Origin of the sequence: Xanthobacter sp. NM-25 (genome assembly GCF_022138605.1) — a bacterium.
Taxonomy (GTDB): Bacteria; Pseudomonadota; Alphaproteobacteria; order Rhizobiales; family Xanthobacteraceae; genus Xanthobacter.
Genome location: NZ_JACBFS010000003.1, coordinates 579,298 through 596,329, shown reverse-complemented (window position 1 = coordinate 596,329; position 17,032 = coordinate 579,298). Strand labels below are relative to the sequence as shown.

General features: G+C 69.3%; 13 protein-coding genes. 5 read left to right on the top strand and 8 right to left on the bottom strand.

The genetic code is table 11. The annotated features are described in order from the left end of the window. The first annotated feature begins 74 nt into the window (after positions 1-74). The 5 genes from MEU52_RS11525 to MEU52_RS11505 all read left to right on the top strand — a co-directional run bounded on the left by MEU52_RS11525 (position 75) and on the right by MEU52_RS11505 (position 8,106). On the top strand, positions 75-1,727 hold the full coding sequence (locus tag MEU52_RS11525; RefSeq protein WP_110372435.1) for an efflux RND transporter periplasmic adaptor subunit: 1,653 nt from the start codon (positions 75-77) through the stop codon (positions 1,725-1,727). 9 nt (positions 1,728-1,736) lie between these two features. Further along, positions 1,737-4,868 carry an efflux RND transporter permease subunit gene (locus tag MEU52_RS11520; protein ID WP_110372436.1) on the top strand — a complete coding sequence of 1,044 codons (3,132 nt, stop codon included), beginning with the start codon at positions 1,737-1,739 and terminating at the stop codon, positions 4,866-4,868. A 12-nt stretch (positions 4,869-4,880) separates the two neighbouring features. Beyond that, positions 4,881-5,255 (top strand): hypothetical protein, encoded by a 375-nt coding sequence (locus tag MEU52_RS11515; protein WP_238121396.1) that lies wholly within the window; start codon positions 4,881-4,883, stop codon positions 5,253-5,255. 62 nt (positions 5,256-5,317) lie between these two features. After that, entirely contained in the window at positions 5,318-6,880 is a 1,563-nt protein-coding gene (locus MEU52_RS11510) for a multicopper oxidase family protein (RefSeq protein WP_238121395.1), read from the top strand. A 98-nt stretch (positions 6,881-6,978) separates the two neighbouring features. Next, the gene (locus MEU52_RS11505; protein WP_238121394.1) at positions 6,979-8,106 is read left to right on the top strand and encodes an MFS transporter; all 1,128 of its coding nucleotides are present in this window, start codon (positions 6,979-6,981) and stop codon (positions 8,104-8,106) included. 236 nt (positions 8,107-8,342) lie between these two features. Here MEU52_RS11505 and MEU52_RS11500 read toward each other — a convergent pair whose 3' ends face one another. From MEU52_RS11500 to chrA, 8 genes are all read right to left on the bottom strand, one after another. Next, positions 8,343-10,727, bottom strand: coding sequence for a heavy metal translocating P-type ATPase (locus MEU52_RS11500; protein WP_110373178.1), 2,385 nt, complete (start codon positions 10,725-10,727; stop codon positions 8,343-8,345). Continuing rightward, entirely contained in the window at positions 10,720-11,394 is a 675-nt protein-coding gene (locus tag MEU52_RS11495) for a methyltransferase family protein (RefSeq protein WP_110372439.1), read from the bottom strand. Before MEU52_RS11495 ends, MEU52_RS11500 begins: the two co-directional genes overlap by 8 nt. Next, positions 11,391-11,684: a DUF2933 domain-containing protein gene (locus MEU52_RS11490; RefSeq protein ID WP_110372440.1), complete on the bottom strand. Its 294-nt coding sequence runs from the start codon at positions 11,682-11,684 to the stop codon at positions 11,391-11,393. The genes MEU52_RS11495 and MEU52_RS11490 overlap by 4 nt, the downstream gene beginning before the upstream one ends. A gap of 78 nt (positions 11,685-11,762) precedes the next feature. Then, the gene (locus MEU52_RS11485) at positions 11,763-12,371 is read right to left on the bottom strand and encodes a Spy/CpxP family protein refolding chaperone (RefSeq protein ID WP_110372441.1); all 609 of its coding nucleotides are present in this window, start codon (positions 12,369-12,371) and stop codon (positions 11,763-11,765) included. Positions 12,372-12,373: 2 nt separating this feature from the next. Then, on the bottom strand, positions 12,374-14,272 hold the full coding sequence (locus MEU52_RS11480) for a DUF3141 domain-containing protein (RefSeq protein WP_110372442.1): 1,899 nt from the start codon (positions 14,270-14,272) through the stop codon (positions 12,374-12,376). Between the two features lie 137 nt (positions 14,273-14,409). Further along, the gene (locus MEU52_RS11475) at positions 14,410-14,766 is read right to left on the bottom strand and encodes a hypothetical protein (RefSeq protein WP_238121393.1); all 357 of its coding nucleotides are present in this window, start codon (positions 14,764-14,766) and stop codon (positions 14,410-14,412) included. A 157-nt stretch (positions 14,767-14,923) separates the two neighbouring features. After that, complete coding sequence (locus MEU52_RS11470; protein ID WP_238121392.1) at positions 14,924-15,700, bottom strand: sulfurtransferase; 777 nt, start codon at positions 15,698-15,700, stop codon at positions 14,924-14,926. A gap of 53 nt (positions 15,701-15,753) precedes the next feature. After that, on the bottom strand, positions 15,754-17,007 hold the full coding sequence (gene chrA / locus MEU52_RS11465; RefSeq protein ID WP_110373179.1) for a chromate efflux transporter: 1,254 nt from the start codon (positions 17,005-17,007) through the stop codon (positions 15,754-15,756). Between the last annotated feature and the right edge of the window lie 25 nt (positions 17,008-17,032).

Below are 17,032 nucleotides of genomic sequence, written 5' to 3'. Positions count from 1 at the left end.
GAAGCGATACGCGGCGTGACACCCCGTGCGCTATCTGGCTCCCGTACCGGATTTACCAACGGACGGGTTGAAGCATGGCATGCCATTTGGTGCGGAGGGGGAGCCTTGGTCCGTGCGGCCTTCTCGTCGGCCTCGGGCTCGCCGGCCTCGTGCTGGCGACGGGCGCGTGGGCGCACGAGGGCCATGACCACGGTGCGCCCGCCACGCCCCAGGTAACGACCCTCGCCCCCCGCGCCGAGGCGGCTTCCGCCGATTTCGAGCTGGTGGCGGTGCTGCGCGACGGCACGCTCACCCTCCACCTCGACCGCTTCGCAGACAATGCGCCGGTGGACGGCGCGACCATCGAAATGGACACGCCCGAAGGCTCGCAGGCCGCGAAACCCGTGGCGCCCGGCACCTATGTGGTGCCGGCGCCGTTCGCCGCGAGGCCGGGCGCGCACGACCTCGCCTTCACCATCACGGCAGGCGATACGGTAGACGTGCTCGCCGGTACTTTGACCGTTCCCGCCGCAGCAGCATCATCCGACACGCAGACGCCAGCGCCGGCGGCGCTGGCGCAGTTCGGCGGCCTGCCGGTGGGCGCTCTGGCGGGTCTTCTCATCGGCTTTCTGGCCGGGGCGCTCGTCATGTCCCGGCGGCGGGCGGCCGCCCTCCTCGTCCTCGGAACACTCGGCGTCGCGCTCGCCGGAGCACCGCAGGGCGCACGAGCCGCGGACACGCCGAAGCCTCCCGTCCGCGATGCCGCCCAGCGCCTGCCCGACGGCTCGGTGATCCTGCCGAAGCCGAGCCAGCGCATCCTCGGCGTGCGCACCATCGTCACCGCGTCAGCCAGCCACGTCGGCGTCGTGGAATTGCCCGGACGCGTGGTGCCGGATGCCAATGCCAGCGGGCTTGTGCAGACGGCGGTGGGCGGGCGGCTGGCGCCGCCACAGGGCGGCTTCAAGCCGCTCGGCACGAAGGTCGCGGCCGGCGAGATCCTGGCTTTCGTGCACCCGCCCATCGGCGCCTCGGACCTGAAGGACCTGGAACAGCAGGGCTACGAGCTCGACCAGCAGATCGCCATCGTGAAGCGCCGCTACGAGCGCCTCTCCGCTATCCAGAACGCCGTCACCCGCCGCGAGGTGGAGGAGACGGAGATCGAACTGAAGGGTCTCCAGACCCGCCGCGCCAATCTGGAGCGGGTGCAGCGCGAACCCGAGGCGCTGCGGGCGCCCGTTGCCGGCGTCATCGCCACCTCCGATGCGATGGCCGGGCAGATGGCGGACCCGAACACGGTGGTGTTCCGCATCATCGATCCCGACCGGCTGTGGGTGGAGGCGCTGGGTTTCTCGCCGGATGTCGGCCGGTCGGGGGCTTCCGGGCGGCTGCCCGACGGCCGTTCCGTCACGCTCACCTTCCTCGGCGCCGGAATGTCCGACCGCAGTCAGGCCCTTCCGCTCCAGTTTTCCGTAACCGCGGGTGCCGAGCAGCTACGCGCCGGCCAGTTTCTCACGGTGCTCGCGGAGGCCGGCGCCCCGCGCACGGGCATTGCCATCCCACGCACGGCGGTGGTGCGCGGGGCGAACGGCCAGACCATCGTCTATGAACATGTCACCGCCGAGCGCTTCATGGCGCGCGAAGTGAAGACGGAGCCGCTCGATGCCGGCCGCGTGCTGGTGGTGGCCGGCTTGCCGCCCGGTCGCCGCGTGGTCACCGAGGGCGCCGAGCTCATCGAGCAGATCCGCTGAGGCCGGCCGATGTTCACCTTCCTCGTCACCCAGTCCCTGCGCAACCGCCTGCTGGTGCTGGCGCTCGCCCTCGTGCTGGTGCTCTACGGCGCCTACGCGGTCACCCGCCTGCCGGTGGACGTGCTGCCGGACCTCAACCGGCCCACCGTCACCATCATGACCGAGGCGGAGGGCCTCGCCCCTGCCGAGGTGGAGCAACTCGTCACCTTCCCGCTGGAGACGGCGATGAACGGCCTGCCCGGTCTCATCCGCCTGCGCTCGGTGTCGGGCGTCGGCCTCTCCGTGATCTACGTGGAGTTCGACTTCGGCACCGACATCTTCCGTGATCGCCAGCAGATCGCCGAGCGCCTCGCCCTCGTGCGGGACCGGCTGCCGGCGAACGTCTCCCCGCAGATGGGCCCCATCAGCTCCATCATGGGGCAGATCCTGATGTTCGGCGTGACGAGCGACACGGCCTCCCCCATGGCGGTGCGGGAGGCGGCGGACTTCGTCATCCGCCCGCGGCTGCTCGCCATCCCCGGCATCGCGCAGGTCATCCCCATGGGCGGGGAGGTGCGGCAGTTCCGCGTCTCCCCAGACCTTGCCGCCATGCGCGCCTACGGCATCACGCTCGATGCGCTGGAAAAGGCGCTCGCCCAGTTCGGCACCAATTCCGGTGGCGGCTTCACCGACCATGGCGGGCGCGAGTTCCTCATCCGCAACATCGGCCGCACCCTCAGCCTCGACGACCTGAAGGGGCTCGTGCTGCCGCGCGCCACCGGGGGCACCATCTTCCTGCACCAGATTGCTCAGGTGGACTACGCGGCCCGCCTCAAGCGGGGCGACGCCGGCTACATGGGTCGGCCCGCCGTGATCGTCTCGGTGGAGAAGCAGCCGGAGGTGGACACCCTCGCCCTCACCCGCGCGGTGGAAGAGGCGGTGGCAGACCTCAACCGCACGCTGCCCGACGGCATCCACATCTCACCCCCGGTTTTCCGGCAGGCGGACTTCATCGCCGCCTCCATCGGCAACGTGGAGAAGGTGCTGATGGAGGCCATGGCGGTAGTGGCCGTGGTGCTGTTCCTCTTCCTGCTGAACTGGCGCACCACGCTCATCTCGCTTACCGCCATCCCGGTGTCGATCCTCACCACGGCCATCGTGTTCCACGCCTTCGGCCTCTCCATCAACACCATGACTCTGGGCGGCATCGCCATCGCCATCGGCGAGCTGGTGGACGATGCGGTGGTGGACGTCGAGAACATCTTCCGCCGCCTGCGCGAGAACGCCGCCGCGGCAGTGCCGAGGCCGGTGTTCGACGTGGTGGTGGCGGCGAGCCGGGAGGTGCGCTCCGGCATCGTCTACGCCACCCTCATCATCGTGCTGGTGTTCGTGCCTTTGTTCGCGCTGCCGGGCATTGAGGGGCGGCTGTTCGCGCCGCTGGGGCAGGCCTATATCGTTTCCATCCTGGCGAGCCTTGCTACCTCCATCACGCTGACGCCGGTGCTGGCTTATTACCTGCTGCCGGCCCTCAGCCGGCATGTGGAGCGCGACGGCGCCCTGGTGCGCGGCCTCAAGGGCGGATACGCGGCGCTGCTCGCCTCCGCCTTCCGCCATCAACGTCTGGTATTGGCAGCGGTCGCCGTGCTCTTTCTTGCCGCCCTTGCCTCCGCCGCCAGCCTGCCACGCGCCTTCCTGCCGCCCTTCAACGAGGGCTCGCTCACCATCTCCATGTCGTTCAGGCCGGGGCTCTCCCTCGCCGAGAGTCACCGCATGGGCCTTGTGGCCGAACAGCTCATCCTGGAGGTGCCGGAGGTGAAGGCCGTGGGCCGCCGCACCGGCCGGGCCGAGCTCGACGAGCATGCCGAGGGCGTCCACGCCTCCGAGATCGAGGTGGACCTTGCCCCCTCCCCCCGCAGCCGGGCCGAGATCACCGCCGACATCCGCGACCGCCTGTCCGTCCTGCCGGCCGCGTTCAATGTGGGCCAGCCCATCTCCCATCGGCTCGATCACATGCTCTCGGGCGTACGCGCCGAGATCGCCCTGAAGCTGTTCGGCGATGACCTCGACACCCTGCGCACCACGGCGGAGGACCTGCGCCGCCGCCTCGCCGACATTCCCGGCCTCGTCGACCTGCAGGTGGAGCGGCAGGTGCGCGTGCCGGAGGTCACCGTGCGCGTGGACTATGGCCGCGCCTCCCTCAACGGCCTCCAGCCCGCGCAGGTAACGGACGCCCTGGAGCGGCTCTCCAACGGCCGCGTGGTCTCCCGCCTCGTGGACGGCACGCGGCGCTTCGACGTGCTGGTCCGCCTGTCGGATGCGGCCCGCAACACGGAGGGGCTTTCGGCCCTGCTGATCGAGACGCCCTCCGGCTGGGTGCCGCTCTCGCAGGTCGCCGAGGTGAAGGAGACGGACGGGCCGAACCAGATCCTGCGCGAAGGCGGGCGCCGGCGCATCGTCGTTCTCGCCAACACCTCCGGCGGGCGCGACGTGGCAGCGGTGGTGGCCGACATGCGCCGGGCGATCACGGCGGTGGCGCTGCCGGCGGGGGTCTCGGCAAGCCTCGAGGGCACCTTCGCGGCGCAGGAGGAGTCCATGCGCACCATCGGCGCGCTCTCCGCGGTGTCGCTGCTGCTCGTCTTCGCCATCCTCTACAGCCGCTACCGCTCGGCTTTGTTCGCGCTCGTCATCATGGGCAGCGTGCCGCTGGCGCTCATCGGCGCGGTGGTGGCGCTCCGGATCGCCGGGCAGCCCCTGTCGGTGGCCAGCATGATCGGCTTCGTGACGCTCACCGGCATCGCCGCGCGCAACGGCATCCTCAAGATCAGCCACATCATCAACCTCGCCATCTCGGAGGGCATGCCGTTCGGCCCCGCGCTGGTGACGCGCGGCAGCCTGGAGCGGCTGACGCCGGTGCTGATGACCGCCGCGTCCGCCGGCATCGCTTTGCTGCCGCTCATGAGCGGGGCCGAGGTGCCGGGCAAGGAGATCCTCCACCCCGTCGCCATCACCATTTTCGGCGGCCTCGTCAGCGCCACGCTGCTCGATGCCGTCCTCACCCCCGTCCTCGTCCTCGCCTACGGCCGCCGCCCTCTGGAGCGGCTGGTGACGGCGGCGCGGGAGACGCCCCCCTCCATTGCCGCTGCTCGCGCGGACGCCTTCTGATCGGAGCCTGTCATGATCTCTCGCCACTTTCTGATGGCTGTCCTCAGTCTCCCGCTGGTCGCCTTGCCTGCCTTCGCCCACGAGCCCGGCGTGGGGGCGAACGGCGGAGTGCGGGTGGATGCCGGCCATTACCACGCGGAGCTGGTGGCCGACGGCACGCCCGCCATCTCGCTCTATCTGAGCGATGGCGCCGACAAGCCGGTGGCGGCCGAGGGCTTCAAGGCCAGTGCCATAATGATAGTAGATGGCAAGGCCCAGCGCTTTCCCCTCTCGCCCGCCGGCGGCAACCGGCTCGCCGGGACGGCGGCGGTTGCCATCCCCAGGGGCGTGAAGGGCGTGGTCCAGATCTCCGCGCCCGACGGCGCCTCCGCGCAGGCCAAATATTGAACACCACCCGAAACCCCTTCGCTTCGCCTCGTCTGTCCGGCGACGAGCCAAAGAGGCCGATCATGACCCGACCCATGTTTGAACCTGCTCCCTCCCGCCGCACCGTTCTGGCCGGTGGCGCGGCACTCGGCGCGCTCGCCTTCTCCGGCGGCTGGCAGCAGGCCCTTGCCGCCCCGCTGCTCACGGTAGAAAGCCTCAGCCTCGACGTGAACGGCAAGGCGGCGAAGGTCTTCGCCGTGAAGGGCCCTTCCGGCGAAGGCGTGTTCGCGAAAGAAGGCGACCGGCTCACCGGCGCGGTGCTCAACGCCTCGCAGAGCCCGGCGGTGCTGCACTGGCACGGCCAGATCTTTATCCCGCCGGACCAGGATCGCGCCCGCCCGAACGGGGGTGAGCTGGCCGTCGGCGGAATGGACCAGGTGGATTTTCGCCTCACCCCCGGCACCCACTGGATGCACTCCCACACCTTGAGCGAGCAGCAATTGCTCGCGGCACCTCTCGTCACCCGCGAGGCGGATGCCGGGGACGTGCAGGACGTGGTGGTGATGTTGCACGACTTCTCCTTCCGCAGCCCGGAGGAGATCCTCGCCGGGCTCGGCGGCGCGGGTGCTCAAGGTGGCCACGCCATGGGCCAGCAGATGCAGGGTATGGAAACGCAGGGCGCGCCGATGCAGGGAATGGCGATGCCGGGCATGAACCATGCGGGCCACGCCATGAACGGCATGGCTCCGGTGGGCGGAGCCATGCCGGGCAGCGCGATGGGCAGCGCCGGCTACAGCATGGGCGCGGCCGGAACCGGCGCTCCGGGCGGCGGCATGCCCATGGCGCACGCCAATGACGTCGCCTACGACGCCTTCCTCGCCAACCGCCGCACGCTGGCCGACCCGGAAGTGGTGCAAGTGGAGAAAGGCGGCCGGGTGCGGCTGCGCATCATCAATGGCGGCACGGCCACGGCCTTCTTCATCACCGTGCCCGGCCTGAAGCCCCGCTGCATCGCCGTCGACGGCACGCCTTGCGCCCCGGTGGAGGCGGAGGCCTTTCCCCTCGCCCAGGGCCAGCGCATCGACCTTTTGGTGGAGGTTCCGGCGAGCGGGGGCGCCTTCCCGGTGCTGGCGCAGGTGGAGGCCTCGACCCGCCGCACCGGCCTCGTGCTGGCGACGCCTGGCGCCTCTGTTGTCCGTATCGCCGAGGCGGCGGAAGCGCCAGCGGGCCTCCTCGACCTGACCTTCGAGGGGCGCCTCGCGGCGACGAAGCCGCTCGCTGTGCGCAAGGCCGACAGGGTCTTTCCGGTCATGCTGGGCGAGGAGCCGGGCTATCGCTGGACTATCAACGGCCGCGTCTCCGGCGAGGCCGAACCCTTCACCGTGACGCAAGGCGAGCGGGTGGAGATGACCTTCATGAACCCCACCAGCATGGGGCATCCCATGCACCTGCACGGCCACCATTTCCAGGTGGTGGGCCTCGGTGGACGCCGCTTCTCCGGCGCGCTGCGCGACACGGTGATGGTGCCGCCGCACGCGCCGGTGACCATCGCCTTCGACGCCGGGCCGAAAGGGGACTGGTTCCTGCACTGCCACCACCTCTATCATATGGCCGGGGGAATGATGGCCGTGGTGAAGGTGGCGTGATGCACGACGCGGACGGGGCCCTGCCGGAAAGCCGCCCGGAGGCTGCAGGTCCGCGCCCCCCCATCCCGAGGACCGTCTGGGCCCTCGGCTTGGTCAGCATGTTCATGGACATCTCGTCCGAGATGATTCACGCGCTGCTGCCGCTCTTTCTCACCGGCACGCTCGGTGCGAGCGTCGCCATGGTGGGCCTGATCGAGGGCGTCGGGGAATCCACGGCGCAGATCGCGAAGGTCTTCTCGGGCTATTTGTCGGACCGCTTCGGTCGGCGCAAGCCGCTGATCCTGCTCGGTTACGGGCTCGGCGCCGCATCCAAGCCGTTCTTTGCCCTGGCCGGCGCTCCGGCGATGGTGTTCGCCGCGCGCTTCGCCGACCGCATCGGCAAGGGCATCCGGGGTGCGCCCCGCGATGCGCTCGTGGCCGACGTCACCCCGCTTGGGATCCGCGGACGCGCCTACGGCTTGCGCCAGGCCCTCGACACGGTGGGCGCCTTCGTCGGGCCGCTGCTTGCCGTCGCGCTGATGGCGCTGTTCGCCGACGACATGCGGGCGGTCTTCTGGGTCGCTCTCGTTCCCGGCTCTCTTGCCGTGCTCTGCGTCGTCCTCGGCGTCGAGGATCGGTCCGTGGGCACGGTTGGAACAGGCCGACCTCCACCGGTGCGGATCGCGGATCTCAGGCGCCTCGAACGTCCCTTCCTTGTCGTTGTGGCCATCGGTGTCGTCTTCACGCTCGCGCGCTTCAGCGAGGCCTTCCTCGTCCTGAAGGCCCACGACGAGGGACTGCCGCTGGCGTTCGCTCCGTTCGTGCTCGTCGCGATGAATGTCGTCTATTCCCTCGGCGCCTATCCTGCCGGCGCCTGGTCGGATCAGGCTCCGCCGGAGCGGCTTTTGCTCAGCGGCCTTGCCGTGCTGGTGGCGGCCGACCTCACCCTCGCCTTCGTCCCGGGCCTGTGGGGAGCATTCCTCGGCATCGGCCTGTGGGGCGTGCACATGGCGCTCACCCAGGGCCTCCTCGCCAAGCTCGTGGCCCAGAACGCCCCGGCGACGCTGCGCGGATCAGCCTTCGGCCTGTTCAATCTCGCCACCGGCCTCGCGACGCTGGCAGCGAGCCTCGCCGCCGGTCTCCTGTGGGACGTCAGCGGCGCCCGGACGACGTTCATCGCCGGAGCCGTCTTCGCCCTCCTCGCATCCGCGCTCGTGATCACCTTCGATCTCAGCCGGAAGTCCTGAAGCGGTCCCGCCGATCATCGTCGCGAAACGCATGCCCACGGCGTCCGACCGGAGGGACGCGGTCTCATCGACCGAGATACTTGATGAGCGCCGCGATCCCGAGGACGACCAGCACCAGGATCAGGAGGCCGAACAGCCACATCCCCCACATGCCGGAGCCCATCATGCCGTCGAGATTCATCATGGTTCCCTCCCTGGAGCCGGAGCCGTCTCTGCAATCCACGAATGAGGACGCGTCAGCCCAGCGGCGTGCGCCGCAGGCGCAGGGCATTAACGATGACGCTGACGGAGGACAGCGCCATGGCCGCAGCCGCGATGATGGGTGAGAGCAGGAGCCCGAGCCACGGGTAGAGCACGCCGGCGGCGATGGGCACGCCCGCCGCATTGTAGATGAAGGCGAAGAACAGGTTCTGGCGGATGTTGCTCATGGTGGCGTGGCTCAGCTGCCGGGCGCGGGCGATGCCCTGGAGATCACCCTTCAGCAGTGTCACGCCGGCGCTCTCGATGGCGACGTCCGTGCCGGTCCCCATGGCGACGCCCACGTCCGCGGCAGCGAGGGCGGGCGCATCGTTCACGCCGTCGCCGGCCATGGCGACGATGCGACCTTCCTGGCGCAGCCGCGTCACCACCTGCGCCTTGTTCTCCGGCAGCACCTCCGCTTCCACCTCGTCGATGCCCAGGCGCCGGGCCACCGCCTCGGCCGTCGTCCGATTGTCGCCGGTGAGCATGACGACGCGGACCCCCGCTGCCCTGAGCGCCGCCAAGGCGGCGGGCGTCGTCGCCTTGACCGGGTCGGCGATGGCGATGAGGCCGCCGACGCGCCCGTCGACGGCGACGAAGATGACGGTGGCGCCCTCCCCGCGCAGCGCCTCGGCCTCGGCTGAAAGCGCCGAAAGGTCCACGCCCGCCTCGCCCATGATGCGATGGCTGCCGATGACGAGTTTGCGGCCGTCCACGCTCCCGGTCACGCCCTTGCCCACGGGACTGTCGAAATCCTGGGCCTCGCCGAGAGGCAGGCCGCGCTCCTCCGCCGCGGCCACGATGGCCGCCGCGAGCGGGTGCTCGCTCGCCCGCTCGAGCGTCGCCGCGAGCCGCAGGAGCGTGTCCTCCTCCAGGGCGCCGGCCGTCTTCAGCGCGACCACCTTCGGCTTGCCTTCGGTGAGGGTGCCGGTCTTGTCGACCACCAGCGTGTCCACCTTCTCGAACCGCTCCAGCGCCTCGGCGTTCTTGATCAGCACGCCCATGGAGGCGCCCCGGCCCACCCCCACCATGATGGACATGGGCGTCGCCAGCCCGAGCGCGCACGGACAGGCGATGATGAGCACCGCCACCGCGGCAATGAGGCCGTGCGCGAGGCGCGGCTCCGGTCCGACGATGCCCCACGCCGCGAAGGCGAGGAGCGCGATGGCGATCACCACCGGCACGAACCAGCCGGAGACCTCGTCGGCGAGGCGCTGGATCGGCGCCCGCGAGCGTTGCGCCTCCGCCACCATGTGGACGATCTGCGCCAGCATGGTGTCCCGTCCCACCTTGCCGGCGCGCATGACGAAGCCGCCGCTCTGGTTGAGCGTGCCGCCGATGACCCTCGCGCCGACGTCCTTGGTGACCGGCATGGACTCGCCGGTGATCATGGACTCGTCGATCGAGGAGCGCCCCTCGACCAATTCGCCGTCCACCGGCACCTTCTCGCCGGGGCGGACCCTCAGGCGGTCCCCCACCACGACCTGTTCCAGCGCCACGTCCTCGTCCGTGCCGTCGTCGCGTATGCGTCGCGCGGTCTTGGGGGCGAGGTCGAGCAGGGCGCGGATGGCCCCGCCGGTCTGCTCCCGGGCGCGTAGCTCCAGCACCTGTCCCAGCAGCACCAGCACCGTGATGACGGCGGCCGCCTCGAAATAGATGGCCACCGAGCCGTCGGCCGCACGGAAGGTCGAGGGGAAGATCTGCGGCGCGGCGGTCGCGATGACGCTGTAGAGCCACGCGACGCCCGTGCCCATGGCGATCAGGGTGAACATGTTGAGATGCCGCGTCACCAGCGACTGCCACGCCCGGACGAAGAACGGCCAGCCGGCCCACAGCACCACCGGCGTCGCCAGCGTGAGCTGGATCCAGTTGGCAGCCTGTGCGCCGAGCAGCATGTGCAGGTTGGTGAGGTGCCCGCCCATCTCCAGCGCGAGCACCGGCAGCGCCAGCGCAAGGCCGACCCAGAAGCGCCGGGTCATGTCCACGAGCTCGGCGCTCGGGCCGCTCTCGGCTGTCGCCACCTCGGGCTCCAGCGTCATGCCGCAGATGGGGCAGTTGCCCGGCCCCACCTGGCGGATCTGCGGGTGCATGGGGCAGGTGTAGATCACGCCTGTCGGCTGGCCCTTCGCTGCGGTCGGCGTCTCCGCCGTACCGGCCGCATAGGCTGAAGGGTTCGCGTCGAACGTGTCGTGGCACTTCGCCGAGCAGAAGAAATAGCTCTTGCCCCGGTGCTCCGACCGGAAGCCGGCGGTGGCCGGGTTCACCGTCATCCCGCAGACGGGGTCCTTGACCGTCTCCGCGGGTGCGGTCCCGGCTCCTTCGGGCGGGTGAGCTGCATGGTCATGGTGATGGTGGCCGGCGTGCGTGTCGTGCTCAATCATGAAGGCCATCTCCGGAGCGAGGCGCTGTCGCGGATGAAATTCCGATACGGGGGAAAAAGGCGGGGACGCGGCTGGCATAATCATCCCACGCCGGCCCGAACTCGGCGCGGGCGGCGGCTTCTTCCTGCCGTGCGAGCCGCGCATAGACCCAGACGAGAATGGGGAACATGGCGAGCGTGACCAATGTCGGCCACTGCAGCAGGAAGCCGAACATGATGACGACGAAGGCGGCGTACTGGGGATGCCGCACGCGGGAATAGGGACCTTCGGTCGCGAGGCGATGATCGCGCTGGGCCGCATAAAGCACGTTCCAGCTCGCCACGAGCAGCCAGAAGCCGCCGAAGATCAGAATATTGCTGAGGATGTGGAACGGCCCGAAATGGGGGTTCACGCGCCATCCGAACAAGGTCTCCAGCAGATGGCCGGCGTCATGGGACCAGAAATCGACACCGGGAAACTGCCGGCCAAGCCATCCCGACAGGAGATAGATGGTCAGCGGAAAGCCGTACATCTCGGTGAACAGGGCAAGGATGAAGGCCGAGAACGCCCCGAGCGTGCGCCAGTCCCGCGGTGTCTGCAGCCGGGTGAAGCTTGCCGCAAACAGGATAAAGACCACCGAGTTGATGATCACGAGGCCCCACAGGCCATAAGCGGGGGTCTCGGTCATCGGTTGCCCCCATCGGGGCCCGGCTGCCGTTCGCCTGGCTGGTGTCCCGCATGATGGCCGTGACCGTGATGCATGAACATGTGCATCAGCGGGCAGGCGAGCAGCAGGAGGAAGGGTAGATATCCCAGCACATGGGCGCGGTGCTCCGAGAACAAAAGAAAGGCCGCCGCGAGAAGGAAGCCGATGGCGACGATGCCGCCGGGCGAGCGCCAGAAGCTTCGGTGCGGGGCGCGCGTGCCGGTGTCGTTGCCGGGCCGCGGCATATGGCCGGTGTCGTCATGCCAGGACATTTGGTCCTCCTCCACTTGATCCGGGCGGGCCGGCCGCGATCGCCGACCCGCCTACGCGGCGCGACGCTCACATCGCGCTTACATGGGCCCCATTCCGCCCGGCATCATGAGCTGGTCCGCTGTGCGCTTCTGCGCTTCGTCGAACGACGCGTAGAGCGGCCCGAGCGCGGCCTTGAGGCGGCGCACCGCTTCGAGGCGAGCGGCGAGCATGCGCTCGTGGCCCTCAATCCGCTGGATGAGGGTTGGGGCGGCGGCGCCCTGCGCAGCCATCATCATCTCCTGCATGTCCCCCATCATGGCGCGGTTGGTCTTGAGCGCCTCCGTGAATGCGTTCCACAGGGGCTGCTGGGCGTCGGTGATCTTCAGTTCGGCCTTCAGGAAGGCGATGCGCCCTGCGACGCGGCCTGGATCCATCATCTGGCCCATCCCCATGGCGCCCGCGGCGGCTCCGCCCATCATCCCCATGCCGGCCCCTGCGTTTCCACCGCCCATCATCCCCATCATGCCCGGCCCCATCATGCCTTGGGGGCCGCCGGGCGTCGGCGTGGCCTGAGACGGCTGCGGCGCCGGCGCGGGTGCCTGGGGCGCGGCAGGCTGGGCCTCCGGCGGGTGGTGCGCGTCCTCGGCGAAGCCTGGCGTGGCGAGCAACAGCGCGCCGGCGAGCATCAGATTGCGAAACGTCGTCATGGTCAGTTCCCTCCTGTCACTGCGGCGCGGCTGAGGCCGGCCGCCTGGAAATCCAAACTGGTCCGTGTGTCTTGCGGCTGTGCTTCATCGATCGTGCCCTGGTGTTCCGGCGCGACGGGGCGGGTACTACCCACGCCGCCATAGATGCTGTCGAAGGCGCGCTCCCACAGGGCGTCCCGCAGGCGCCGTCCCTGCTCGATCCCCTCGGCGACACGCAAGACGACCCGCTCCTCCTCGACCTTGAAGGGATTGTCCGGAGCAACCGGATGCCGGTCCGCGTCGACGTGCTCCGCCAGCCATCGGACGCCGCGCATCCAGGGCATAAAGCCTTCGGACAGGAGGAGGCGGCTGGTGCGCATGGGGTGCAGCGTCTCAAGCGCCGCCGCGGACCAGGGCGTCGTCAGCGCCCGGACCCAGGGGCTGACGAACGTGCGGTAGAAGGCTTCGTTGCGTTCCGACAGGTCGCGCACGCGCTCGAAGGCAGGGTCCTGCCGGGGGAAGCGGATGTCCGACACCTCGCGCGCCTCGAAGCGGACCTGATAGCCGCCCTCACGGCAATCGGGATCGCCGGACGGATTGTCGATCTTCATCTCGTAGAGGCCGGGCGGGAGCGTCTCGATCCGCGGCAGGCTCTCGAGGATGGCCCGATGTTCCAGCCGCGCAACCTTGGCGGAAACGAAGATGCCGAGGTGACCCACGTGGCGGTTGATGAGATAGACGATGCGCTGGCCCGCCGCCTTCAGGTCGTCCGTATCCTTGTACACGGCCGGTATCCAGCCAAGCGCCTGATGGGGCGGCGTGATGTTGTCGCCATAGGAGGCGAAGATCACGAGTGGATTGCGGATGCGCCTGAGGTCCGCATGGCACCCTTCGCAGATCTGGACACGACCCTGCTCCAACTTGTTACCGACGAAGAAATTCTCCACGATGGCGAGGATCTCTTCGCGGCTCAGGAAGTAATAGCCGCCCCACCAGCGCTCGAAGGCAAGGAACCGCTCGCGCTCGGTATCCATATGGGCATAGAGGTTCGCATACTTCTCCCACACGGCCTCTGGCTTCAGTCCCTCGAAGTTCTGCACCAGGAAGGCGCCGTCGAAGCGTCCGTCCCCGAGGTCGGAGAGGAGATGCGTCAGCCATGCCCCGCCCTCGAAACCGGCGGCGATGCGCATGGGGTTGATGCCGGTCTCGCCGGCCCAGTAGGACAGAGGGGTTCCGTTCAGCACGGTGGGTCCGGCCAGCCCCGCGCAGTCCGCGGCGAGCAGCGTCACCGCCCAGCCGGCCTGGCAATTCCCATAGAGCACAGGCGCGGCGCCGGAATGCCGATGGGACACCTCCTTTACGAACTGCCGCAGCGCATGGAGCACGTCGGCGAGCGTCTGCCCCGCGGCAGGCTCGGGATAGAAGGTGACGAAATAGACCGGGTGCCCCTGGTGCAGGGCGACGCCGATCTCGGAGTCCTGCCTGAAGCCCCCGATCCCGGGGCCGTGGCCGGCGCGCGGATCGAGGATCACCACGGGTGGCTTGGCCGCGTCCAGGCAGTCTTCCAAACATTCGTCCCCGACGCGGGTCACGCGCAGGAGCGCATAGTTTGTCGGATGCTCGAACCGGCGGGCATCGAGCACGACCTCGTAGTCGAAGTCGAGCAGCGGCGGCTTTCCTGCGCGCTCGTGCGCCAGCATGTTGTCAGCCCGCTGGCGCAGCGTGTCCCAGAACAGGATCCAGCGCTCGGCCGCGTCTCTGCCATAGGACAGGAAATTGCGAGCGAACGTTCCGGGATCGCTGGAGAAGGCGCCCCCCTGGGCATTGCGGGTTTGCTGCCGGGCTCCGGTGCCAGTCAGTCCGGATTGCCCAGGCGCAGCCGTGCCGGCCATAGGCTCGGCAAGCGTGTCGCGACCGTACATGGAAAGGTCCTCGTTTCCCCATCGGCACAAGGCCGACGCTGATGTCGGGGCATCTTCCGGCGCGTCGACGCGTCGGAACCCTCAACGGGTGCCGCTTCGCACGTCCGCCTCACGCCTGGAATGCGTTGAGACCGCTATCAGCTCTGGAAACGAGGGGGATCGAGGCCGGGCAAGACCGCCAAGCCGTCCCCGGCCTGGTTGTCGAGATCAAAGGGCTGTCGCACAAAGACCAGATCCAGAACGTGGAGGTCCACGCCGTTTGCCACGGGCACATAGACGCTGCAGGAGACGCTGCAGCATTTTCCGTGGTCAGCGGTTTGGGTCGGCTCGTCCGGATGATGATCCGCGGGATCGGGCGAGGCGACCTGATGCGGATGATCCGCCGCAGCGGCGTATGCCGGGTCCCCGTCGTCGTGGCATGGCGCGGAATAGGCGCTGGCGATGGGTCCGAACAGCATGGCCATTGCCACCAGGATCGCTGGCAGCACTTTCACCCACCCCGCTGCGGATCTAAGCCTAATCATATACCCCATCGCCTCACCGGCGAACTATGCCTCATCGTAGGTCCGCATGAAAGGACCGCCTTGAGCAGGATCAATGTGCGCGCCGACGAGGTCACCTGTGCGCGCATTGGTTTTCCCTGAACCACCATCAGGCGGGTCCTTGTTCGTCCCGCACGATCGGGCAACTCTCGTCCTTCGCCCAGTCGGCAAAGCTCAAATAGTAGACTTGGACGTCGTCATAGCCCGCCCGCAAGGCGGCGAGAGCCGCAAGGGCCGCGCGCCCGCCGCCATCGCAATGGGTGACGATGTGGTCGCCGGGGCCGAACCCGGCAGCGGACAGCAGCGCGTGCAGGTCGGCAGCCGGCTTCAGGCGGCCCGAACCGAGGAGGTCGGCATGCGGCAGAAGCCGGGTACCGGGCAGATGCCCGCCTCTTGTGTTCTGGCGCAGGTCCTCGCCGCTGAATTCCGCCGAGGTCCGGGCGTCGAGGATGTGGACCTTGCTCAGGTTGCCCTTCAATTCGGTGCGGTTGACGAGTCCGACCGGTCCAGTGCCGGGATGGGCCCGGAACGCCGCGGTGGGGACCGCCGGGCGAATGCCGGCGAGGCGATCCGGATACCCGGAGAGGGTTGGCCCGCCGCCGTTCAGGACCAGGGCCTTCACCCCGAAATATTGCAGGATAAACCAGACGCGGGCCGAGTCCGTCATCCGGCCGTCATCGCTCACCACCACCGGAACCGCCGGATCGAGACCGAGCCCACGGATGGCGTCCTCCCAATAGGTGGACGTATCGAGGGAGGTCTCGGCGACACGGGCCGCCGCCTCCCACGCCGCGATGGGCACGCGGATGGCGCCCGGCGCATGGCCCTTTTCGAACGCGTCCGGGGAACGGACGTCGAGGAGATGGAAGGCGCCGAGAAAGGCCAAGGCCGACGGCTCGATGACCGGATCCTGTAACATGGACATCTCCCGGATGGGTGTCAGGTCAAGGTGTGCCGCATGCCTCCAGCCGCGGCGAGCAGAAGCACCACGACGAGCGGTGGGACGCGCCACACGGTGAGCAGCAGGAAGCCCGCCAGCGCCACCACGAAATCCGGGGCATCGAACACCGTGCCGGTGAAGACGGGGCTGTAGAGCGCGGCCCCGAGGATTCCCACGACGGCCGCGTTCGCGCCGCGCATGGCGGCTTGGGCTAGGCTCTTGCGCCGCAGCGTGTCCCAGAACGGCAGCATGCCTGTCACGAGAAGGATGCCCGGCAGGAACACCGCCACGAGGGCGATGGCGGCGCCGACGATGCCGTTCGGTTCCGGCCGCATCACGGCGCCGAGCCATGCCGCGAAGGTGAAGAGCGGACCCGGCACCGCCTGGACGAGGCCGTAGCCGGCGAGGAAGTCGTCGGGCGTGACCCAGCCCGGTGCCACTAGCTCGGCTTGCAGGAGCGGCAGAACCACGTGGCCGCCGCCGAACACCAGGGCGCCCGAACGGTAGAAGGCGTCGAAGAGCGCCAGACCCTGGGATCCGGTCGCCGGCGCCAGGATCGGCGGCACCACCAGCAGCGCCGCGAAGGCAACGAGCAACAGCACCCCCGTCCGGCGGGACAGGGGCACCGGCGGGGCGTGGGACGGGTCCTGCGCGCCACGTCCCAAAGCGGTCTGGTCGCGGCACAGCACTAGGCCCGCCAGCGCCCCCACGGCAATGGCCGCGATCTGTCCGAAGGCGCCGCCGGCAAACACCACCAGGGCGATCGACGCGAGGGCGATGCCGGCCCTTGGCTGATCGGGGGTGAGCGTGCGCGCCATGCCCCAGACCGCCTGGGCCACCACCGCGACGGCGACGAGCTTCAACCCGTGCAGAACGCCTTCGGCCGCAGGTCCTCCGAGGGCGGCGGCGCCCAGCGCGACCGCTACGAGCGCCACTGCAGAGGGAAGGGTGAAGCCGGCCCATGCGGCGATGCCGCCAAGGAACCCGCCGCCGCGGATCAGTCCCAGCGCGAAGCCCAGCTGGCTGGAGGCGGGGCCCGGCAAGAACTGGCACAGGGCCACGAGATCGGCATAGGCCTCGTCATCGAGCCAGCGGCGGCGCAGCACCAGCTCCTCCCGGAAATAGCCGAGATGGGCGATCGGCCCTCCGAAGCAGGTGAATCCAAGCTTCAGGAAGGCGACGAGGACCTCGAGCGGCGTGCCCCGCGTCGGAGTTGCAGGAATGGCGGCATCGGCGACGTCGTCCCGGCTCATGTTTCCCCGCTCATGCTTCCCGGCC